At 60.6% G+C, this 21181-nt stretch carries 17 protein-coding genes, 1 rRNA gene and 1 pseudogene; 2 read left to right on the top strand and 17 right to left on the bottom strand.

Annotation, left to right across the window (positions count from 1 at the left end):
* From KGB06_RS24750 to KGB06_RS24785, 8 genes and pseudogenes are all read right to left on the bottom strand, one after another.
* A pseudogene (locus KGB06_RS24750) lies at positions 1-206 on the bottom strand (acyltransferase); the annotation flags it as partial.
* A 93-nt stretch (positions 207-299) separates the two neighbouring features.
* Positions 300-1589, bottom strand: coding sequence for an FAD-dependent monooxygenase (locus KGB06_RS24755; protein ID WP_223520433.1), 1290 nt, complete (start codon positions 1587-1589; stop codon positions 300-302).
* Positions 1586-2263, bottom strand: a complete 678-nt coding sequence (locus KGB06_RS24760) for a S8 family serine peptidase (RefSeq protein WP_223520435.1) — start codon at positions 2261-2263, stop codon at positions 1586-1588. Before KGB06_RS24760 ends, KGB06_RS24755 begins: the two co-directional genes overlap by 4 nt.
* Positions 2253-3971, bottom strand: a complete 1719-nt coding sequence (locus KGB06_RS24765) for an ABC transporter ATP-binding protein (protein WP_223520437.1) — start codon at positions 3969-3971, stop codon at positions 2253-2255. Before KGB06_RS24765 ends, KGB06_RS24760 begins: the two co-directional genes overlap by 11 nt.
* The gene (locus KGB06_RS24770; RefSeq protein ID WP_223520439.1) at positions 3971-5875 is read right to left on the bottom strand and encodes a sigma-54-dependent Fis family transcriptional regulator; all 1905 of its coding nucleotides are present in this window, start codon (positions 5873-5875) and stop codon (positions 3971-3973) included. Before KGB06_RS24770 ends, KGB06_RS24765 begins: the two co-directional genes overlap by 1 nt.
* Before the next feature lie 248 nt (positions 5876-6123).
* Positions 6124-7149, bottom strand: coding sequence for a histone deacetylase family protein (locus tag KGB06_RS24775; RefSeq protein ID WP_223520441.1), 1026 nt, complete (start codon positions 7147-7149; stop codon positions 6124-6126).
* Between the two features lie 65 nt (positions 7150-7214).
* Positions 7215-8444, bottom strand: coding sequence for a Zn-dependent hydrolase (locus KGB06_RS24780; RefSeq protein WP_223520443.1), 1230 nt, complete (start codon positions 8442-8444; stop codon positions 7215-7217).
* A 23-nt stretch (positions 8445-8467) separates the two neighbouring features.
* Positions 8468-9778 carry an MFS transporter gene (locus KGB06_RS24785; protein ID WP_223520445.1) on the bottom strand — a complete coding sequence of 437 codons (1311 nt, stop codon included), beginning with the start codon at positions 9776-9778 and terminating at the stop codon, positions 8468-8470.
* Between the two features lie 162 nt (positions 9779-9940).
* Here KGB06_RS24785 and KGB06_RS24790 point away from each other — a divergent pair, with 162 nt between their 5' ends.
* Positions 9941-10873, top strand: a complete 933-nt coding sequence (locus KGB06_RS24790; protein ID WP_223520447.1) for a LysR family transcriptional regulator — start codon at positions 9941-9943, stop codon at positions 10871-10873.
* A 9-nt stretch (positions 10874-10882) separates the two neighbouring features.
* Here the strand turns inward: KGB06_RS24790 and KGB06_RS24795 are convergent, their stop codons facing one another.
* From KGB06_RS24795 to KGB06_RS24825, 7 genes are all read right to left on the bottom strand, one after another.
* On the bottom strand, positions 10883-12193 hold the full coding sequence (locus KGB06_RS24795; protein WP_223520449.1) for an OprD family porin: 1311 nt from the start codon (positions 12191-12193) through the stop codon (positions 10883-10885).
* Positions 12194-12241: 48 nt separating this feature from the next.
* On the bottom strand, positions 12242-12862 hold the full coding sequence (locus KGB06_RS24800; RefSeq protein WP_223520451.1) for an RraA family protein: 621 nt from the start codon (positions 12860-12862) through the stop codon (positions 12242-12244).
* A complete protein-coding gene (locus KGB06_RS24805; RefSeq protein WP_033061193.1) occupies positions 12855-13247 on the bottom strand; it encodes a RidA family protein in 393 nt (130 codons plus the stop codon). The genes KGB06_RS24800 and KGB06_RS24805 overlap by 8 nt, the downstream gene beginning before the upstream one ends.
* Positions 13248-13265: 18 nt before the next feature.
* Positions 13266-14645, bottom strand: a complete 1380-nt coding sequence (locus tag KGB06_RS24810) for an MFS transporter (protein ID WP_223520453.1) — start codon at positions 14643-14645, stop codon at positions 13266-13268.
* A gap of 127 nt (positions 14646-14772) precedes the next feature.
* Positions 14773-15714 carry a 2-hydroxyacid dehydrogenase gene (locus KGB06_RS24815; protein WP_223520455.1) on the bottom strand — a complete coding sequence of 314 codons (942 nt, stop codon included), beginning with the start codon at positions 15712-15714 and terminating at the stop codon, positions 14773-14775.
* Positions 15711-16466 (bottom strand): class II aldolase/adducin family protein, encoded by a 756-nt coding sequence (locus KGB06_RS24820; RefSeq protein ID WP_223520457.1) that lies wholly within the window; start codon positions 16464-16466, stop codon positions 15711-15713. The genes KGB06_RS24815 and KGB06_RS24820 overlap by 4 nt, the downstream gene beginning before the upstream one ends.
* A complete protein-coding gene (locus tag KGB06_RS24825; protein WP_223520459.1) occupies positions 16463-17764 on the bottom strand; it encodes an MFS transporter in 1302 nt (433 codons plus the stop codon). The genes KGB06_RS24820 and KGB06_RS24825 overlap by 4 nt, the downstream gene beginning before the upstream one ends.
* Before the next feature lie 156 nt (positions 17765-17920).
* On the opposite strand from KGB06_RS24825, the gene KGB06_RS24830 reads away from it, so the two are divergent.
* Complete coding sequence (locus KGB06_RS24830; RefSeq protein WP_095131011.1) at positions 17921-18880, top strand: LysR family transcriptional regulator; 960 nt, start codon at positions 17921-17923, stop codon at positions 18878-18880.
* Positions 18881-18892: 12 nt separating this feature from the next.
* Here the strand turns inward: KGB06_RS24830 and mrdA are convergent, their stop codons facing one another.
* Together mrdA and rrf are read right to left on the bottom strand one after the other, a co-directional pair.
* Positions 18893-20785, bottom strand: a complete 1893-nt coding sequence (gene mrdA / locus KGB06_RS24835; RefSeq protein ID WP_223520461.1) for a penicillin-binding protein 2 — start codon at positions 20783-20785, stop codon at positions 18893-18895.
* A gap of 278 nt (positions 20786-21063) precedes the next feature.
* A 5S ribosomal RNA gene (rrf, locus tag KGB06_RS24840) occupies positions 21064-21179 on the bottom strand.
* Between the last annotated feature and the right edge of the window lie 2 nt (positions 21180-21181).

Below are 21181 nucleotides of genomic sequence, written 5' to 3' on the forward strand. Positions count from 1 at the left end.
GGGTAGAGCCGCAGGGCGCGGTCCAGGTAGAACAGGCCGACTTTCTCCGGCGCCTTGTAGTTGCGCTCGATCAGCGAGGTCATCACGAAACCGCTGATGATCAGGAAGGACATCACGGCAATCACGCCGGGGTTTAGCCCCATGAACGTCTTGCCCATATGAGAAACGGCCACCAGAACGGCCAATAGCAGACGATAGACTCCCACTTACACCCCAAAATTCCTTGTCGTTATGGCGCGTAAATTACGATGCTTTGCGCTGGGAGAACAGGCTTTTCGCCGGCTCCGGAGGTTCTTCACTCAGGGTTTGAAACCCTGACCCAGCAACCAGCTGCGAACCATCCGCCCCTGCTCCACCGTCAACCCCGCCAATACCCGTTCCGCCGGTTCAGTGCGCAACCGCCGCACCAACGGCGCCACCTCGACCCCTTGCACATGCCAGATCCCCAATGGCTGATCCGCCGTGATCACCACTTCGGCCTCATCCACAAAACCATCCCGCAGCACCGGCGCTCGCTCAATCTTCAGCGCCGCAAAATCCGCCTCGGCATGGGCAACCTCAGCATCCGGCCAGCACCGCCGCGCCTGCCAGAAGGGCTGATCCAGCCAACGCTGTTCATCGGCGTAAAAATCGCGACCGATCCGCGCAAAGCGCAAAAACAGCTGCTCCACTCGCTGCTGATGAAAGCGCTGTGCCAGGGCCGTTCGCTCGGGTTTTCGCAACAGCGTGTTGATCACTGCAGGCGCCTGTAGCGCCGAAGACAGTGACTGAAAAATCCCGTTGCCCGACAGCGGATCCACCGCCATCGCCGCATCCCCGACCCGAATCCAGTGTTGGCCGCACACCTGCGGACACAGGATTGCGGTGCTGCTGCGGGCATGCAGTTGCACGTCGATTTCAGGCGTAGCCCCGAAAAACGCCTGAGCCATCGCCGAGCCCTGGCGCCGTTGACGACAATAGTCGAGCAATTGCGCCTTACCGGGCAGCCCGGCGCTGGCCACGTCCACCGTCCACTGCCAATAACACTGGCCGTCAGCCCGTCGCGCCATCCACGCCCAGCCATCCTCAAGGCTTTCAACCGCGCTGGCGGTGCTGCCCGGCATGGCCTGCCAGCGATTGAGCAGGCTGACCGTCTCCGGCCCTCTCAGGCCTTTGCCGAGCGCCGGCGCCTGACGCCCTCGGGCCTCCACCAGAAAGTCCGCGACCAGCGTTTCGCGCCCTTCGATCTCGATTCGATGCCCCGTCGCGTCAGTCTGAACCGTCAGCACCCGACCTTCGAACACCTCAACGCCCGCCAGGCGCAAATCTTCGCGCAGGCCTCGGTCGAAGCCTGGACGGTCCAACAAAAACTCAATGTTCTGCGCATGCTGCTGACCATTCCACGACACCTGCCGCTGCGAAGGCAACGCCGCCTCCGCCAGCGCCTGATGCAGACCCGCGCCGCGCAAGGCCTCCAGCACACGCACCGAAACACCTTCCAACGCCGCAAACCGGCGCCACTCGCTGACCAGCGTCACGGGATAACCAAGCCGCCGCAAACCCAGGGCCACCGCAGCCCCCGCTGGCCCGGCGCCGAGAATCACAATCATGGCCCGATGCGCCGTTCAGGGCCGCGATAACGCGCGTGCTCGCGCAGCCACTCGACCACCTGTTCGTTACTCGCCTCAGGGTGTGCGACCAGAAAAGCGGCGATGTGCCCGCTCAACGCCGCACACCCCAGGCTGGCGCCGGACTGCCCCGGATAAGTCCCATGCACACACGCAGCGAAATCCGCTTGAGCACTGTTGAGCCACGACCATTCCTGCTCGGCACAGCGCGCATCGCCGGTGACGCGCAGCACCTGCGGATAATTCGCCGGAAACACGCCTTCCCCCTGCGCCGGGCTCGATGCGCAGAGTAGAACCCCTCGCGCTACTGCCGCTGCACAGGCTTCGCGCAACAGGCTGCGATCCTGACGCAAACCGAGGCTCAAATTGATCAATCGGACGTCCTGTGCCACCAGCCAGTCGATGGCGCTGGCGATCTGCAAGGCGCTGGTGACGCCGCGCTGGTCAAACACCTGGCCCACGCAAAACACCGCTGAAGGTGCCCGCCGTCCGATGGCTTCGATCACCGCGCTGCCGTGGCCCAAGGGATCATCGCGCAAGTCGCTTTCGACCAACCCATCCTCCAGCAACGAGAAGCGCCGGCCGGCGACGACCTGTACCCGTTGCGCCGCCGAATGGCCGCTGTCGACGACGCCGATTCGCAGTTCAGGCTTCATGCAGTACCGTTTTTGAGGTGAGCACGCCGTCGAGTAATTCAAAACGCAGATCGGCATCGGCCAGGGTTGAGGGGCGGTGGCTGATCAAGATTCGTGTACGCCCGGCAAACAATCGGTCGATGGCTTCGATCACATCGCGTTCGGTGGCTTCATCCACCGCCGACGTGGCTTCGTCGAGTACCAGAATCAGCGGGTCCTGCAACAGCGCCCGGGCAATGGCGATGCGCTGTTTCTGACCACCGGACAACTGCTGACCACGCTCGCCCAACGGACTGTCCAGACCTTCGGGCAATGACTCGATCAGGCTGTCGAGTTGCGCCAGCCGCGCGACTTCGGCTATCGATTCGCGGCTGGCGTCCGGCACGGCATAGGCCAGGTTGTCGGCGAGGCTGCCGCGAAACAAAACGATGTCCTGACTGACCACAGCAATCCGCCGACGCAGCTGGAACAGGTCCAGCTCCCGAAGGTCAACCTCCCCCAGCAACACTCGGCCCGACTGTGGATCATGGTGGCGTTGCAGCAAATCGATGAGGGTCGATTTACCGACCCCGGAGCCGCCGCTGAGGGCGACTTTCAAACCGTAGGGAATGCTCGCTTCGATACCGCGCAAGGTGCTCGGGCGGCCGGGATGGCTGAAGTGCACATCGTCGAATCGCAGGTCACCGCAGGCAGGCATCGGTTGCGGTTGGACCGGCGTCAGAACGGTAGGCTCTTCACCGCGCAATTCCATCACGCGTCCGAGGCTGACGGTCATCCGTTGAACGGCGACGTAGAGGCCGAGCAAGCTCTGAACCGGTCCGACGGCCATGCCCAAATACGTGGAGAACGCGATCAGAGCGCCGAGTTGCCAAGTCCCCTGCACCACCCAGTAACCGCCAATTAAAAACGCACAGGCCCGGGACAACGACGTCAGTGTGCCCGGTACGGCCTGGGTAAAAAACTCGGTGACTTGCAGACGCAGCAATTGGCTCATGTAGCCGTGGCCCAGCGTCTCCAGCCGTCGCGCTTCCCGCTGTTGCTGACCGGCGGACTGGATGAACTTCATCACCGGCAGCGTCTCGACCATGAACGAGGACATATCCGCCGAGCGCTCGCGCAATTGCCGCACATCGCGCTCGACCTTACGTCGCATCCAGCGCAGCCAGAGCACGTCGAGGGGGATCAGCACCAGCGCGAGCAACGAGAGTTTCCACGACAGGGTCAGCAACATCGCCACCGCGCAGACCAGGCCGATCACGCTCGACACCGCCGAGAACAGCGAGTCCACGGCGAAACGCTGGATCTCGGCGACGTCGCCATCCAGACGCGACATCAGGTCACCGATACGCCGCTGCCCGTAAAAGCTCGGCGAGAGCGTCTGCAAATGCCGATAGAGATCATCGCGCAGGGCAAACAGAATCCGCCCGGACAATCGCGTGTGCAGGTAGCGATTGATGCCCGACAGCGCCGTGCCGAGCAGTCCGGCAATGATCATCAGCCCGGCAATCAACACCAGCATCGAAAAATTGCGCGCCAGCAGACCATCGTCGATCAGGAGCTTGGTTAGCCACGGTTGCACCAGCACCAGCAACGAGGCGCACACCGATAAACCGAGCAGCCCGGCGATGGCCAAACGATGTGGCCGCACGAAGCTGTAGAGCCAGCGTAATGCCGCTTGCAAGGCCTCTGGATTCTGGCTGTCGATCAGCCGAACGATCAGGCGCTGCATCACGAGCGCAACTGTTTGAGCTTGCGATACAGAGTCGCGCGACTGATGCCCAACGCGTCGGCGGCGGCCGAGACGTTGCCCTGGTGGGTGTCCAGGGACTGGCGAATCAGCTCCAATTCATTTTCACGGATGCTGCCGGCCTGGGGCCGTTCGGTCGCGGTCAAGTCGTCGAGCATGCTGTCGGGCAAGTGGTCGAGGGTGAGGACGGTCTCCCCCGGTTCGCGCATGGCCAATGCGGTGCGCAACACCATTTCCAGTTGGCGGATGTTGCCGGGCCAGTGATAACCGCCGAGCAAGCGGCTCAAATCGTCATGCAGGACAACGGTCGGGGCATCAAGCCTGGCCAGCAATCGCCCGACCAGGGCACTGAAATCTTCGCGCTCGCGCAGGGCCGGGAGCATCACGCTGATGCCGTTGACCCGGTAGAACAAGTCTTCGCGGAAGTGTTTTTCTTCCACCAGGCGCTTGAGGTCGCGGTGTGTGGCGCAGATCAACGCGACGTCGATGTCCTGCTCTTCGCCTGCCCCCAATGGTGCGACTTTGCGGTCTTGCAGTACCCGCAGTAAACGCGCTTGCAGGGCCAGCGGCATGTCGCCGATTTCATCGAGAAACAAGGTGCCACCGTGGGCCTGTTGCAGGCGACCGATCATGCCGCCACGGCGGGAGCCGGTGAAGGCACCTTCTCGGTAGCCGAACAGTTCCGACTCGATCAGGCCTTCGGGAATCGCCGCGCAGTTCACCGCGATGAAGGGTTTGTCGCAACGGGTTCCAGCCATGTGCAGAGCGCGGGCGATGACCTCTTTACCGGTGCCGGTTTCACCGAGCAGCAACACCGGTAATTCATTGGCCAGGCCTTGCCGGGCCATGCGCAAGGCTCGGGCATAACGCACGTTACTCCCGGCCAGGGACTCAAGGTCCGGCTGGGGCTTGACGGTTTTGGCGGTGCTGCGCGGTGGGCTGCTGATGCCGATCGAGCGTTGCGGCGCGCGCAAGGTTTTGTAGAAGAATTCGCCTTTGGCGGTTTGCAGGCTGCCGACGCCGCCCTGATGCAACCGCGACAAAAGCTGGAGCCCGTCGACCCCGAGAAATTCTTCGCACCGCCGACCGACCAGCGCCGAGCGTTCGGCGTTGAGCAACTGACAGGCCTGGGCACTGACCGCGAGGATCTGACCGCCAAGGCTCACCGCCAGCAGGCCTTGCCACGGGGATTCGAGGTATTGGCGACGGCTGTGGAAGGCCAGCACGATTTCGTCGGGATAACTGGCGTTGAAGACGCGGCTTTCAATCTGGCTGACGGCCATGGCCAGCAACGCGGTGCTGTCGTGAGCGCGACCGAGCGGGCCTTCGCGGGTCAGGTCGAGCACGCCGAGCATGCCGCCCTGCGGACAATGGATCGGTACCGAGGTGCAGGAGAAATCGGTCAGGCGATCGAGGTAATGCTCGCCGCAATCGATCATCGTAGGTCGGGCTTCAACCAGTGCGGTGCCCAGCGCGTTGGTGCCGCGAGCGGCTTCGCTCCAGCAGGCGCCCAAGGTGATGTCTTGCAGGCCGCTGCCTTTGAGGCGATCGGCGCGTCCTTCGACGGCGAGAATGGTGGCGTCGGAGTTGGCGAGGATGATCAGCCCTTCCTTGCCCTGACGTTCGGCCAGGTAATCAATCGCCGGCAATGCCGCGTCGATCAGCAGTCGGTTGCTGGCCAGCAGCACGTCGAGGCTGGCGCTCGATTCCAGCGCCAGCTCGTGCTTTCCATTGAAATGCACGCCATGACTGAGGCTGCGCCGCCACGACGCATCGATTTCCGCGCGCAATACGCCATCGGGAACTTCGCCCTCCAGATGGAGTTTTTCCCGGGCCAGCCGGGCTTCGTGGTGACGTTTCGGTGGTGTTGTTTTTATTGGCGTCATCAAGCGCTCCGAATCGGTCCGCCCTGCGCTTTTTTTAGTTCAGCGCCCTGCCGCAATGTTTACGTTAACGTCAGGGGGATGGCAAGTGCCTTACGGCGCTTGTGTTTCATCTGAAGGACCGCGTCATCGTTCTTCGCGGGCAAGCCTTGCTCCTACAGGGATCGAGCCGAGCCTGGATTCGCATTCAGCCTCGGCCCTTGTAGGAGCATGGCTTGCCCGCGATAGCGATCGACCAGACACCAGAGACCTCAGAGTTGCCACACCTCGGGGCTCACAAAAAACGCCCGCGCATTATCCTCCAGACTCTCCAGGTGATACCCACCCTCCTGCACAATCAGACATGGCAGCCCAAGGCTGCGAATCCGCTCTCCAAGCACCGCAAACCCTTCTCGCGTGACCGCCACTTTGCTCTGCGGGTCCAGTTCGAAAATATCGAACCCGAGGGACAGCACCAGCACTTGGGCTCCGAAATCCTTCACCGCCGTCAACGCGATATCCAGTTGATCGAGGAAGTCTGCCTCGCTCGCACCATGGGCCATCGGCAAGTTCAGGTTAAAACCTTCTCCTGCCCCGACACCTCGCTCATCACCAAAGCCTGCAACCCCCGGATAGAAATTGGTCGGGTCGCCATGCACCGAGACGTAGAGCACGTCGTCACGGTCGTAAAAAATCTCCTGAATCCCCTGCCCATGGTGCATGTCAGTATCGAGCACCGCGACTCGCTCAAACCCGCCGCGTAACACCTGCGCCGCAACCGCCGCATTGTTCACATAACAGAAACCTCCCGCCGCTTCGGCCCGGGCGTGGTGACCCGGTGGACGACACACGGCGTAAGCGGCTGGCTCGCCATCGAGCAACGCCCGAGCCCCCGCGATCGCGCTTTGCGCCGACCAATAAGCCGAGCGCCAAGTCTGTTCCCCCACCGGACAGCTGCCATCGGCCAGATAGCGGGCGGCCTGGGCGAGAACCCCGCGCAACGCATTGGGCTCGCGCACGAAGATGTTCGACATCACCTCATCGCCCCAATCCTCGGGGATTTCCTTCCATTGCTGATGGGCTTCCTGCAAGAACGCCAGGTACGGCGCACCGTGGACAGCCAGCAGCGGATCGAGCCCGGCATCGGCGGGTTGCTCAACCGTAAAACCCAGCGAGTAAGATGCCTGCACCAGTCGCTGAGCCCGCTCCGGCACTTCCTGCGGCGTACGCATTTGCCCACGGGAATAGTAGCTGCGTGGATGGTGAAGCAATTGTTCGGGGTGGAAAAAACTGCGCATGGGGTTGATACCTGTCAGTTAACGTAGATCTCGAAACCGGGTACGCCCTCCTACACGGATTGCGTTTATTCGGCTTTGCCTGCGCGGGACAGCACGGCGTTGAGCAGCACATCGGTGCCCTGACGCACGTCTTCGGGCAGCACATCTTCCGCTTCGTTATGGCTCAAGCCGCCGACGCACGGGATAAACACCATCGCCGTCGGACAGAACCGCGCCAGGTGAATGGCGTCGTGGCCGGCACCGCTGACAATCGATTGCTGAGCGTAGCCGAGTGCGTCCACCGCCTGCTGCACCGCCGCCACGCAGTCGGCGTCGAACGGCGTCGCCGGACTGATCCAGTGCGGGGTGATCGTCAGATTCAAACCGCGATCATCGGCAATGGCCTGAAGTCGCGCACGCACCTGCTGCTCCATCGCGTCGATGGCTTCGTCGCGGTGATGACGCAGGTCGACGGTGAAATTCACCAGCCCTGGAATCGTGTTGCGCGAGGATTTATTGATGCTCAACTCGCCGACGGTGGTCAGACCTTCGGGGGCGAAATCGCCGGCCAGGCCTTCGATCGCCTGAATCATTCGCGCCACACCGTACAGGGCGTCCTTGCGCAGCGGCATCGGCGTGGTGCCGGCGTGGGCCGCCATGCCTTCGACTCGCACGTCGAGCCAGCGAATCGCCTGGCCACCGCTGACCACGCCGATGCTTTTGGCGTTGTCCTCGAGGATCGGACCTTGTTCGATGTGCGCTTCAAAGTAAGCATCCACCGCACCGCCCAACGGACGCTCGCCGGCGTAACCGGAGCGCTGCAGCGCCTCGGCAACGCTGATGCCGTCAATGTCACGCACGGCCAGCGCGGCGTCCAATTCCATAATCCCGGTGAACACCGCCGAGCCGAACATCGCCGGAGTGAAGCGGGCGCCCTCTTCGTTGGTCCACACCGCCACTTCCAGCGGCTTGCGGGTCTGGATGCCGAGGTCATTCAGGCAGCGCACCACTTCCAGACCGGCAAGTACGCCGTAAACACCGTCGAAACGCCCGCCTTCAGGCTGAGTGTCGAGGTGGCTGCCCATCATCACTGGCGCGGCATCGGGGTCGGTGCCGGCGCGGCGGGCGAACAGGTTGCCGATGGCGTCCACGCTCAGGGTCATGCCGGCTTCGCGGCACCAGTGGGAAAACAGTTCGCGACCGGCCTTGTCTTCCTCGCTCAGGGCCAGGCGGCAACTGCCGCCACGGGCGGTGGCGCCGATTTCGGCCATGGCCATCAGACTCGCCCAGAGGCGTTCACCATTAATCTTCAACATAAAATCACTCCTGGAAACTTCGATTAAGCGTTGGCCATTTCGACGCGTTCAGCGCTGGCATGACGACGGGCAAGGGACAGGACACAGATCAACGAAGTCGCGGCAATCAGGCTGTAGAACACCGCCATCGGCCACCATTGGCCGGCGAACTTGTGCGCCAGCAACGTGCCGATCAATGGCGTCAGGCCACCGGCCAGCGCACCGCAAATCTGATATGCCAGCGAAATCGCGGTGTAGCGCACGCGGGTCTCGAACATGCCGCTGACGTAACCGGCGATCACCGCGTAGAACGACGCCATGCACACCACCGCCAGGGCGATGCCGAGGATGATCAACGGCGCCTGGGCCGAGCTGACCAGTACGAACATCGGGTACGGAGACGCCATGGCCAACAACGACACCAGGCACAGGAATCGCGTTGCGCCCATTTTCTCGGCCACCCACGCTGCCAAGGGTTGGATGCAGAACTGAATGATCGCCACCACGAACAGGCACTCAAGAATCAGCGAGCGCGGCAGTTCAAGTTGCTGGGTGGTGTAGGCGATCATGAAGGTATTGGTGAAATACACCCCGGCGATCCCGAGGGTGTTGGCGCCGATGCACAACAGCAGCGGACGCCACGCGGTGCGCAAGACTTCCATGACCGGAGCCTGCTCTTTACGTGTGCTTTTGCGGGCCAGTTCGCGGCTGGCGAGGAACTCCGGCGACTCATTCACGCCCAGGCGAATCGCCAGGCCCACCAGCAGCAGCAACGAACTGGCGAGGAACGGCAGACGCCAGCCCCAGCTCATCAGGTCTTCTTCCGGCAAACGGGTGACTGCGCTGAACGCCAGCAGAGACAGAATCAAACCGGCCGGGCTGCCGAGTTGCGCAAAGGATGCGAAGAAATTGCGTCGACCTTTCGGCGCATGCTCGCCGGCCATCAACACGGCACCGCCCCACTCGCCACCGACGGCGATGCCCTGGACGATGCGCAGCAAAATCAGCAGCACCGGCGCCGTTGCACCGATTTGTGCGTAGGTCGGCAGCAAGCCGATGCAAATCGTGACCACGCCCATCATCAGCAACGTGATGATCAGCGACTTTTTGCGGCCAATGCGATCGCCGATGTGGCCGAAAATAATCCCGCCCAACGGCCGCGCAAAAAAGCCCACAGCGAAAGTGCCGAACGCAGCCATGGTGCTGAACAGTTTGTCGTCGGAGGGGAAAAACAGCGCGCCGAATACCAACGCGGCAGCGGTCGCGTAAATGTAAAAGTCGTACCACTCGATCATGGTGCCGATGAAGGCTGCGGCTGCCGCACGGCGCGGCTGAGGAGAAGCTTGGGGCTTCATGGGTCGGTCTCCTTTGGTTATTTTTTTGGCAGGAGTGAAACAGCAAAATCAAGGCGCTCTGACGGCGCCTGTCTGGAGATGATTTATCGTCCCGGGGCTATGATTAGTCAATTTTCTATTTATTATGCGGACTATTACATCAGCTTATAATCGAGAGCCGCCATGGCCGAACGCGATCTGCAACGCTTGCTCAATGACCGCCTGGACTGGAACCTGCTGCGTACCTTTCGGGTGATCGGCCAGGAGCTGAGCATCAGCCGAGCCGCCGCTCGCCTGCACCTGACGCAACCGGCGGTGAGCCAGGCGCTGAAGCGTCTGGAGGAGCAACTGGGCCGACAACTGATCGCCCGTCGCGGGCCACGGTTTGCCCTGACCGAAGTCGGTGAACAGATTTTCGCACTGGCCGGGGAAATCTACGGGCAGATGTCCCAGGTCAGCAGCGTGCTGGAACAACCCGCCGACGAAGTGATCGGTAAGGTTCGGCTGTTGATCATCAGCCGGATCTTTTCGGAGCGCTTCGATAACTTCCTCGCAGACTTCCACCGCCAGCATCCACGCGTGGATCTGGAAGTCGACGTGATGCGCAGTTCCGACATCGTCAGCGCCCTTCAGGAAAAAACCGCCACCCTCGGCTTGAGCCTCAATCGCCGCCCGCAACCACGCCTGGAACAGCGGCTGTTCCTGCGTCAGCGTTATGCGTTTTTCTGCGGCAAGCATCATGCAATGTTCGGTCAACAGAACGTCGCCGAGGGGGATTTGCAGCGGGAGAATTTCGTCAGTTTCACCAGCGACCAGATTGGCGGGATGCTCTCGCCGCTGACGATTTTTCGTGACCAACAAGGCTTCAGCGGGCGGATCGTCGCCTCGTCACCGAGTCTGGAGGAAGTCCGGCGACTGGTGATCGCCGGGTTCGGAATCGGTTGTTTGCCCGAGCACGTGGTGGCGGCGGACGTCGAAGCCGGATTGCTCTGGCGCCTGCCGCCCCACGAAGGGATTGCCGATGTGGACATTCATTTGCTGTGGAACCGCGAGCAGCGCATGAGTCGGGCCGAGACGATCTTTCTCGAGAGCCTGCAACAGTGCTTGCTGGACTGAGTGGCCCGATCAGAACAACGGCAGACTGTAGCTGACCACCAGACGGTTCTGGTCCGCATCGCGCGATGCTTCGCTGCGCGACATGCCGTTGCGCCAACCCAGTGCGACGTTTTTCAACGGCCCGCTCTGGATCACGTAGTCGAGGCTCAGGTCCCGCTCCCATTCCTCTTGCTCAGGTCCGGCCACCGTTTTAATTCCGCTGCCTGAGAGGTACATCGCCGAAGCCTTGAGCCCCGGCACGCCAAGGGCGGCGAAATCGTAACTGTACTGGGCGAAACCGGTACGTTCACCGGCGCGGGTGAAGTTCTGGATGTAACGGTCGGTCAGCAGGTAGACGCTTGCGCCTCCAGCGCCTTTGTCCGGCAAACTACCTTGGTTGAGCTGCACAAATCCGCTGTCACTGGACACCTGCTGATAACCGGCCATCAGCGCGTGAGCGCCGATGCTCCAAGTGAACGCCAGGCTCCAGGTGTTGTTGTCGATCTTGCCGTCGCCGTTCTCCGTAAAGCCACTGGTGCGGTAGCCGCTGGCCCTCCCGGTGACTGAGTCATTGGCACCGTCGGCGGAGGTTTTGAAGTAGCGCAAATCGGTTTTCAGCGCGCCGAAATCCCCCAGTTTCAGGTTGTGAACCAGACCGGCGAAATGCTGTTGGTAATAGTTTTCGAGATTGGCGTAGTAGTACTGCGCCAGAAGCGCATCGGTGACCTTGTAATCGGCACCGGCAAAATTGAACACGTTACTTTGCCGGGTGCCGCCGGCCACGGCCAGACCGGTGCGGTCGCTGGAACCGCGGCCCGTGGCCTGTTCGAGATGACCACCGGTCAGGGTCAGGTGCTCAAAGTCATTGGAGACGATCTGCCCACCCTCGAATGTCTGCGGCAGCAGCCGGCCGTCGTTGGCCTGCAGAATCGGCAACTTCGGCATCAGGGTGCCGTAACGCATTTCAGTCTGCGCAAAGCGCATCTTCGCCGTCGCACCGAAACGCGACCATTGCTCGGCTGCACCGTTGCCATCGTTGGGGATCATCGAACTGCCAACATGGCGACCGTCACCGCTGTCCAGGCGAATACCCTGCAGGCCTAACGCATCGACACCAAAGCCGACGGTGCCTTCGGTGAATCCGGACTGATAGTTGAGCATGAAACCCTGCGCCCACTCTTCGGTTCTGGAAGGGTTCGCGGCGCCATCGCGATTATCGTTATTGAAGTAATAGTTACGCATCCCGAGGGTCGCTTTACTGTCTTTAATAAAGTCCGCCATGCTTAACGGACTGAATAAAGCACTGCCGATCGCAATCAGTGCCAACGGTTGTTTGTTCATTGATTTTGAAGTTCCTGAGCAGCCAGCTTTTGGGCTGGCTGCCGGTCATTAAGAGAGTTTGATACTCAAGACACTGGACACCGGCTCGCCCGCCATTAACCGGGTCAGCAGTTGCGGTTCTGCCCGGTCCGATGCCAGCGCGCGCTCGATGACCTTTTGCGCGGTGACCGGATCGAGAAACAGCACGCCGTTGTCGTCCGCCAGCACGAAATCCCCGGGATGCACCGTGACGCCGGCACAGTGGATCGGCTGATTGATCTGACTGTCGCCACGGCCATGCAACTTGGTGGTCAGCAGGCTGGTACCGCGAGCGAAGACCGGCAACCCGGCCTCGCGCAGTTCGAGCAAGTCGGTCACCGCGCCGTCCACCACAATGCCCACCGCACCAGCGCAACGCGCCGCGCAACTGGTGACGGCGCCCACCGGGGCGTGTTGCCAGTCACCGTCGGTGTCGATCACCAGCACATCGCCGGGCTGGATAAGCGCCAGGGCCTGGTTGACCGCGATGGCATCGGCGCCCACCAGTTTCAGGGTCAGCGCGCGGCCGACCAGTTTCACATTGGGCACCATGGCCCGCAGTTGCGAGTCGGCAAAGCCCTCCTCGAGAAAATGCCCGAGGGTCGGAAAGCTCACCGCGTTGAGCTGCTCGATCAGCTGCGATTCATCCATGTTGCGCCTCCTTGGCAATCAACTCGGCGACACAGTCGATTTCCAGCGACACGCCCCACAACGCCACACACACCGTGGTGCGTGCCGGCGGCGCGTGGCCGAGGAACTCGCGATACACCGCGTTGAACGGCTCCAGTTGTGCGGGATCAGTGAGGTACGCGTTGACCTTGATCACGTGGCTGAAGTCCGACCCGGCTTCAATCAGGATCGCCTCCAGGTTGCGCAAGGTTTGTCGCACTTGTTCGGTGAAATGGGCCGGTTGGTCATCGAGCCCGCTCTGGGCCGGAATCTGCCCGGCGGTAAACACCAGATGGCCGCTGACCACCGCTTGCGAGTACGGGCCGACTGGGCCGATAAAGCCCGGCGCCGATTGAATTCTGCGCATGTTGTTGAACTCCATGGATCAGGCCGCAGCCGATTTGAAAGGTTTGCGAGCAGGTTGATCGTCGCCCGGCACTGCCGTCGGTACGTCGCTGATGTCTCGCTTGAAGGTCTCGGTCAGTAGCAACAGCGCCACCAACGAAATCAATGCCGCGCCGATCATGTACCAGGCCACCGAAGAGCCTTTGCCGGTCGCTGCCAACAATGCGGTGGTGACAATGGGCGTCGCCGCACTGCCGAGCAGGCCGGACAACATGTAGCTGATGGACAGTCCCGAATAACGCACACGTGTGCCGAACAGTTCAGCGAGGAACGTCGCGATCGGCCCGTAATTGGCCGCAAAGGCAGTCATCAACAGCAGGTAGCCGAAGATCACACAGGGCAACTCTTTGGTGTCCATCAACCAGAACATCGGGAACGCGACCAACGCTTCGGCCACGATGCCAGCGACGATGATCGGCTTGCGTCCGTAGCGGTCCGACAGCGCGCCGAACACCGGCAACATGACGATGCACCAGGCGCAGGACAGCAACACCACACCGAGCATCACGCTGCGGCTGAAACCGAGATTCTGCGTGCCGTAAGTCAGGCCGAACGCAACGATGATGTTGAACGACGCCCCGGTTGACATGGTGGCGATCCCACCCAGCACGACTTGTTTCCAGTACTTGCGAAACACTTCCGCCAGCGGCATTTTCACCTGTACCTCGGCTTCCTTGACCTTGTTGAAAGCCGGGGTTTCAGCGATGTTCAAGCGGATGTACAAGCCCACGGCGATCAGCAGCACGCTGGCCAGGAACGGAATACGCCAGCCCCAGGCCAACAGGTCTTCCGGGGACAGCCACGCGGCAATGAGCAGGAAGGCCAGGTTGGCAATCATGGTCCCGGCCGGGACGCCGATCTGAACCCAGGAACCGTATAAACCGCGTTTGTTGGCCGGCGCATGTTCCACCGCCATCAGCACCGCACCGCCCCACTCGCCACCTAACGCCAGGCCTTGAATGACCCTCAGCAGCAACAACAGAATCGGCGCCCAGATACCAATGGCCGCGTAGTTAGGTAATAACCCGATGGCGAAAGTAGCGGCCCCCATGGTCAACAGTGAAACCAACAACATCGACTTGCGTCCCAAGCGGTCACCGAAATGACCGAACAGTGCCGCGCCGACAATCCGGGCCAGGTAGGCCGAAGCAAACGTCCCGAAAGCCAGTAATGTCCCGATCAACGGATCGAAATCCGGAAAGAACACTTTGTTGAACACCAGCGCCGAAGCCGTGGCGAACACAAACAGGTCGTACCATTCCACCGTGGTGCCAATCACACTGGCCACCGCTACTTTCTTCATGCTGATTGCAACTTCCGGAGGTGCGCCGGACTTTTCTACAGGCGATAGATCGCTCATTACTGTCTCCAGGAGTTCATCAAGAACTCGTATTTAATTGTTTTAACTGGCAGTAAAACTTTCGAGGTGAGGGAGTGTTGTTATAGATCGCCCAACTCAATGGGCGAGTTCGCAAGGCGCTTTCTTATTAATAACCGAGTGTTCGGTCCGCACAATTCAATAACGGTTCACCGGCATTTAAACGGCGAAAGTTCTCTGCTACTTGTTCGGCGATACAGTCGTGAGAGGCCGCCGATGCCATGTGCGGGGTGATGGTGGCGCCGGGCATTGTCCAGAGGCGGTGATCGACCGGCAGCGGTTCTTGTTCGAAAACATCCAGCAACGCACCGCGCAGTTTTCCTCGGACCAGGGCCTGTTCGAGGTCGTCGATATTCAGATGACCACCCCGACCACAATTGACCAGCGCGGCGCCATTGGCGAGCCGCTCGAACGTTGCACTGCCAAGGATGCCGCGGGTTTCGCTGGTCAGCGGCAACAGGTTGATCAGCAACTCCAATCCATCGAGAAACGGGTTCAGCTTTTCCGCACCGGCGAACGTCTGTACGCCCGGCAAGTCCTTGCTGCGGCGCGCCCAACCACGAACGTCGTAACCGGCGGCGGCCAAGTCCTGGCCAATGGCGCTGCCCAACGACCCAAGCCCCATCACTCCGACCTTGAACTGCCCCGCCGCCCGTTGCAGCGGCCGCTCCCAGCGCTGGTCCTGTTGCTGCAACAGCACCTGATCGAAGCCGCGGTGATAGTGAATCGCCGCCCAGCGCACGTATTCAGTCATGCCTTGGCGGTGGCCGGGATCGACCACTCGGCAGATCGGCAGATCCGGGCACGACGGGTCGTGATCGAGGTGATCGATGCCGGCGGCCACCGAGTGGATGACTTGTAGGTTTGGCAACGCGGCGAGGCTGCCTGGCAAGGGAAACCAGCACGCGGCAATCTGCGCATTCCTGGCCAGCGGATCATCCGCCAGCACGGTTGTGAGCTGCGGCGCACTGCGGGCAAAGGCTGCCTGCAATTGCTTGAGTAACAGGTTGTCGCGGGACAGTAAAACCACGGTGTTGGTGACGGTTTTCACGATAAGTAGGACTCGCGCTGGGATTCGATCAGGGTCAAAGCGGCCTCCCAGGCCAGGTCGATGATGTTGTCCTGTTCATCGCGGTCAAACTGTTCAGCGGTATGCGCACAGACTTCCGGGGACGGGTAATGCAACGCCGAACCACCGGATAACGCCGCAACTTGCGCCTGACAGGCACGCTCCAGAAAGTGAATTTCCTGGAACGCCTGCGCCACGCCGGAGCCGCCGACTAACAATCCGTGATTGCGCAGGATCATCGCCCGGTGAGGCCCGAGGTCGGCGATCAAGCGCTCGCGTTCATCCAGCGACAGCGCGATACCCTCGTAGGTGTGATAAGCCAGCTTGCCGTAGAACTTGAGCGCGTGCTGAGTGATCGGCAGCAAGCCTTGCTTCTGTGCGGCGACCGCCATGCCAGCGGCGGTATGGGTGTGAATCACGCAATTCAAATCGGGGCGGGCCATGTGGATCGCCGAGTGAATGACGAAGCCGGCGGCGTTGACCCGATGACCTTCATACTCCGGATCGACCACTCGCCCGTCCTGATCGATCCGCACCAGGTCCGAGGCGCGCATGCGGTCGAAAATCACCCCGTAGCGATTGATCAGAAAGTGATGCTCAGGCCCCGGAATCCGCAGGGTGATGTGAGTGTCAATCAAGTCGGTCATGCGAAAGTGCGCGACCAGGCGATACAGCGCAGCCAGCTCGCAACGGGCTTGCCATTCAACCGGGCCGATGTGTTCAGGTTTACTCACGAATACACCTCTTTAGCAGCGTGGGTGACGACCGGGTTGGCGCGCAGGCGGGCCAGGCCGCAAACACCGATCAAAGACAGGGCCGAAAGCAAGGTGAAGAACACCGCCAACGGCAACCATTGTCCGGAAAACTTGCTCGCCAGCAGCGTGCCGATCAGCGGCGTAGTACCGCCGGCCAGCGCACAGCTGAGTTGGTAGGCGATAGAAATGCCCGAGTAGCGCAGGTGCACCGGGAACGCCTGAGTCATGTAGCCGGCGATCACCGCGTACAGCGCAGAGAGAATCACCACCGCCAGAGCAATGCCGACGGTCATCAGCACAATGTTCTGTGTGCCCACCAGCATGAACATCGGATATGGCGTGACCATGCACATCAGCGCGACGAGTTTGAGGAAGCGGCCTTCGCCGATGCGCTCGGCCAGCAACGCAGAGAGCGGTTGCGAGAGCAGTTGAATAACGGTCACCAGGAACAGGCAATCGAGAATCGTCGAACGTGCGATGCCCTGATACTGGGTGACGTAGGTGATCATGAAGGTGTTGGTGAAAAAGAACCCGGCCGAGCCGATGGTCACCGCGGCGGCGGCGAACAGGATCTGCCGCCAGCAGGTGCGGATGACATCCTTCACCGGATACTTGGAAGTCTCGTTGTTGTCACGCGCCTTGGCGAACTCCGGCGACTCGTGGACACCGGAACGGATCATCAGGCCGACCATCATCAGCACACCGCTGGCGAGAAACGGCAGACGCCAGCCCCAGGCGAGGAAGTCCTCTGGCTCAAGGGAAGTCACCAGACGAAAGGCAATCAACGCCAGCAGTAAACCGGCTGGGCTGCCGAGTTGAGCGAACGATGCATAGAAAGTCTTGCGCTTGGCCGGTGCGTGCTCGCTGGCCATCAACACCGCCCCGCCCCACTCGCCACCAACTGAAATGCCCTGGATCAAACGAAGCACAATCAGACCGACCGGCGCCCAGATGCCGACGCTGGCGTAGCTGGGCAACAGACCGATGCCGGCGGTCGCCAAACCCATCAGGGCCATGGTCACCAGCAACATTTTCTTGCGACCGAGGCGATCACCCAGATGACCGAAAACCATGCCGGCCATTGGGCGAGCGATGAAGCCGACGGCGAAACTGCCGAAGGCTGCCAGGGTGCTCATCACCGGATCGCTGCTGGGAAAGAACACTTGCCCAAGCACCAGCGCCGCCGCCGTGGCGTAGATGTAGAAGTCGTAGAACTCGATGGTCGTGCCAATGAAGGCTGCCGCCGCGGCTCGTCGCGGTTGAGGGGTAGTGTGCATGCAAGGACCCTGTGTATTTATAGTTTTGGGCAGGTACTGAAGGCTGTATACGGTTGCACTCTGTGGCGCTTGTGGGCTTTATCGCTTCCGTGGCAGGATTAGTCAATTTTCATATTCTTATCTTTACTATTAGCTCTGCTACTACCTGGACTATTTATGCCCTCCACTTCCAACCCATGGGTCGGTCGCCGCTTTCTCAATGACCGCCTCGACTGGAACCTGTTACGCACCTATTTGGTGATCGGCCAGGAAGGCAGCATGAGCCGGGCCGCCGCGCGATTGCACATCACGCAGTCAGCCGTCAGTCAGGCGCTGAAACGACTGGAAGAACAATTGGAATGTGTGTTGATTGCCCGCAGCGGGCGGCGGTTTGATCTGACGGAAACCGGGGAGGAAGTCCTGCGCATTGCGGCGGACATTTACGGAGATATTTCACGACTGGGCACGGTAGTGGAGAGTCGTAACGACGACGTGGTCGGTAAGATTCGCATCCTTACCGTCAGCGGCGTGCAAGCACGACATTACGACGAGTTCCTCGCCGATTTCCACGAAACCCATCCGAAAATCGAGTTTGAAGTCGAAGTGATGGGTAGCTCGAACATCATCAGTTCACTGCTGCAAAAGACAGCGACCATTGGCGTCGGCCTGTGTCGTTTACCGCAGCCGCGATTGGAGCAACGGGTGCTGTTTCGTGAGACTTATGCGTACTTTTGTGGGCAGCGTCATCGGTTGTTTGGGCAAGAGAATCTAACCCTGGAACAGCTCGCGGCGGAGAACTTTGTCAGCTTCACCAGTGACCAACTCGGGGGCAATCTTTCGCCCCTGACATTGTTCCGCGACCAGCAAGGCTTTACCGGCAAGATCGTCGCTTCATCGACGAGTTTCGAAGAAATTTATCGCTTGATCTGCTCAGGGTTCGGCATTGGCTGCCTGCCGACGCATCTGGTACGAAGGGATGTCGAGCAAGGGTTGCTCTGGCGTTTGCCGCCGGAAGATGGCGTGGTGGATTTCGATATCCAACTGTTGTGGAATCGCGAGCAGAAGATGAGTCAGGCCGAAACCGTGTTCCTCGAAAGCTTCCAGCACATGCTCAGCATTCGTGAGCCTGTGCTGTGAAGCCTTGCCCTCTTAGACGTGAGGGTCGCCCGGGGCTTTGCTCGGGGCGGCGTATTGCGGTTTCAGGTGACCGTCCTGATCAAGTAGCCAGGCGTCCATAATCTGTCGGACCACAGGACCGGCAACGCGACCACCAGCCTCGCCATTTTCGATCATCACCGAGATGACAATCTTCGGGTGCTCGGCCGGAGCGAAGCCGACGAACAAGGCATTATCGCGGTTACGCTCCAGGGTTTTCGCGCGGTTGTAGCGCTCGCCCTGTTTGATTGCGACAACTTGCGCGGTACCACTCTTGCCGGCAATGCGGTATTGAGCACCCAGCGCTGCCGCCCGGGCTATCCCGCGAGCGTCGTGCATCACCATCTGCATGCCGTGGTTGACCTGCTCCCAGTCACGCGGGTCCTTGAGCAGGATGTTGGGCATCGGATGCTCATCGACCGGCGCAACACCGTCCACAGTCTTGGCCAGATGCGGTCGATTCCACACGCCTTTGTTGGCAATTAGCGCTGTGGCCTGGGCCAATTGCAGCGGTGTGACCTGCATATAACCCTGACCGATGCCGAGGATCACCGTTTCGCCAGGAAACCAGGCCTGACGGCGCGTGGCGCGCTTCCAGGCCTGGGATGGCATCAGACCGGCAGACTCTTCGAACATGTCCAGCGAGACCTTCTCGCCGAGGCCGAACATCGCCATGTAGTCGTGCAGGCGATCGATGCCCAGCTTGTGGGCCAGGTCGTAGAAGTAGGTATCGTTGGAGCGCATGATCGCCGCGTCCATGTCCACCCAACCGTCGCCGCTGTGGTTCCAGTTGCGGTATTTGTGATCGTAGTCCGGGAGCTGGTAGTAACCCGGATCGAAGACACGGGTCTGCGGGGTGACGACACCCGTATCGAGACCGGCAATGGCCACCTCCGGCTTGATGGTCGAACCCGGCGCGTAGAGGCCTCGCAGCACGCGGTTGAACAGCGGGCGGTCGATGGAATCGTGCAGCGCCGCGTATTCCTTGAAGCTGATCCCGGTGACGAACAGGTTCGGGTCGAAGCTTGGCTTGCTGACCATTGCCAGCACTTCACCGGTCGACGGGTCGAGCGCGACAACTGAACCTCGACGATCACCCAAGGCTGCTTCGGCGGCTTCCTGAAGTTTGACGTCCAGGCTCAGAACGATGTTTTTGCCGGGGACCGGATCAGTGTGCTTGAGCACACGCAACACACGGCCCTGGGCGTTGGTTTCGACTTCTTCATAGCCGACCTGGCCATGCAGCTCGGACTCGTAGAATTTTTCAATACCGGTTTTGCCGATGGATTGGGTGCCACGGTATTCCACCGTGTCCAGGGCTTTGGATTCTTTCTCGTTGATGCGACCGACGTAGCCAATCGAATGCGCGAAGTGCGCGCCCATCGGGTAGTGGCGCACGAACTGAGGCTCGACATCGATCCCCGGCAACCGGAACTCGTTGACCGCCAGTACCGCGATCTGCTCTTCGCTCAGTTCATAGAACAGGGTGACCGGCACGAACGGATGACGGGCCTGCTTCATTGCCTTGTCGAACAACGTTCGATCTTCTGTCGACAGGTGCAGGAGGTTGACCACCTCATCCAGCTCCTCTTTGACATCGGAGGCGCGTTCGCGGGTGATCGTCAGATTGAAGCTCGGCCGGTTGTCCGCCAGAACCACGCCATTGCGGTCGTAGATCAACCCTCGAGTGGGCGTGATCGGCAGGACGTGGACACGGTTGTTTTCGGAGATGGTCGAGTGATAGTCGAATTCGACCACCTGCAGGACATACATGCGCACCATCAGCGCGCAGGAAATAGCCACGACGAACAAGCCGCAAGCCATCAGTCTTTTGTTGACCAGGCGCGTCTCTTTTTCGTGGTCCTTGATCGGTATCGGTTCGGGCATTTCCGCAGCAGCTCTTTAACTAAATAAGGATGCCGATCCGTAGGCTTGAAATCAGTCCGTTTAAAAACGAGCTGCACCATACCAAAAACCGCCCGGTCACTTTAGTTCGATTTCCTCTAACGGTTGTCCTTAACGATCAAAACGACAGTCACCTGCTCTGTGTTCCCATTCATAGGTTTTTCTTGCTGATGAGCGTGTGAATACGGGACGCACAGCACTTTCCTGCGGACAAAACAAAACCCCTGTCTGCGTTAGCAGACAGGGGTTTCGGAATTTAATCTTGACGATGACCTACTCTCACATGGGGAAACCCCACACTACCATCGGCGATGCATCGTTTCACTGCTGAGTTCGGGATGGGATCAGGTGGTTCCAATGCTCTATGGTCGTCAAGAA

This window comes from Pseudomonas sp. GL-B-19 (assembly GCF_019956415.1).
Lineage (GTDB): Bacteria > Pseudomonadota > Gammaproteobacteria > Pseudomonadales > Pseudomonadaceae > Aquipseudomonas.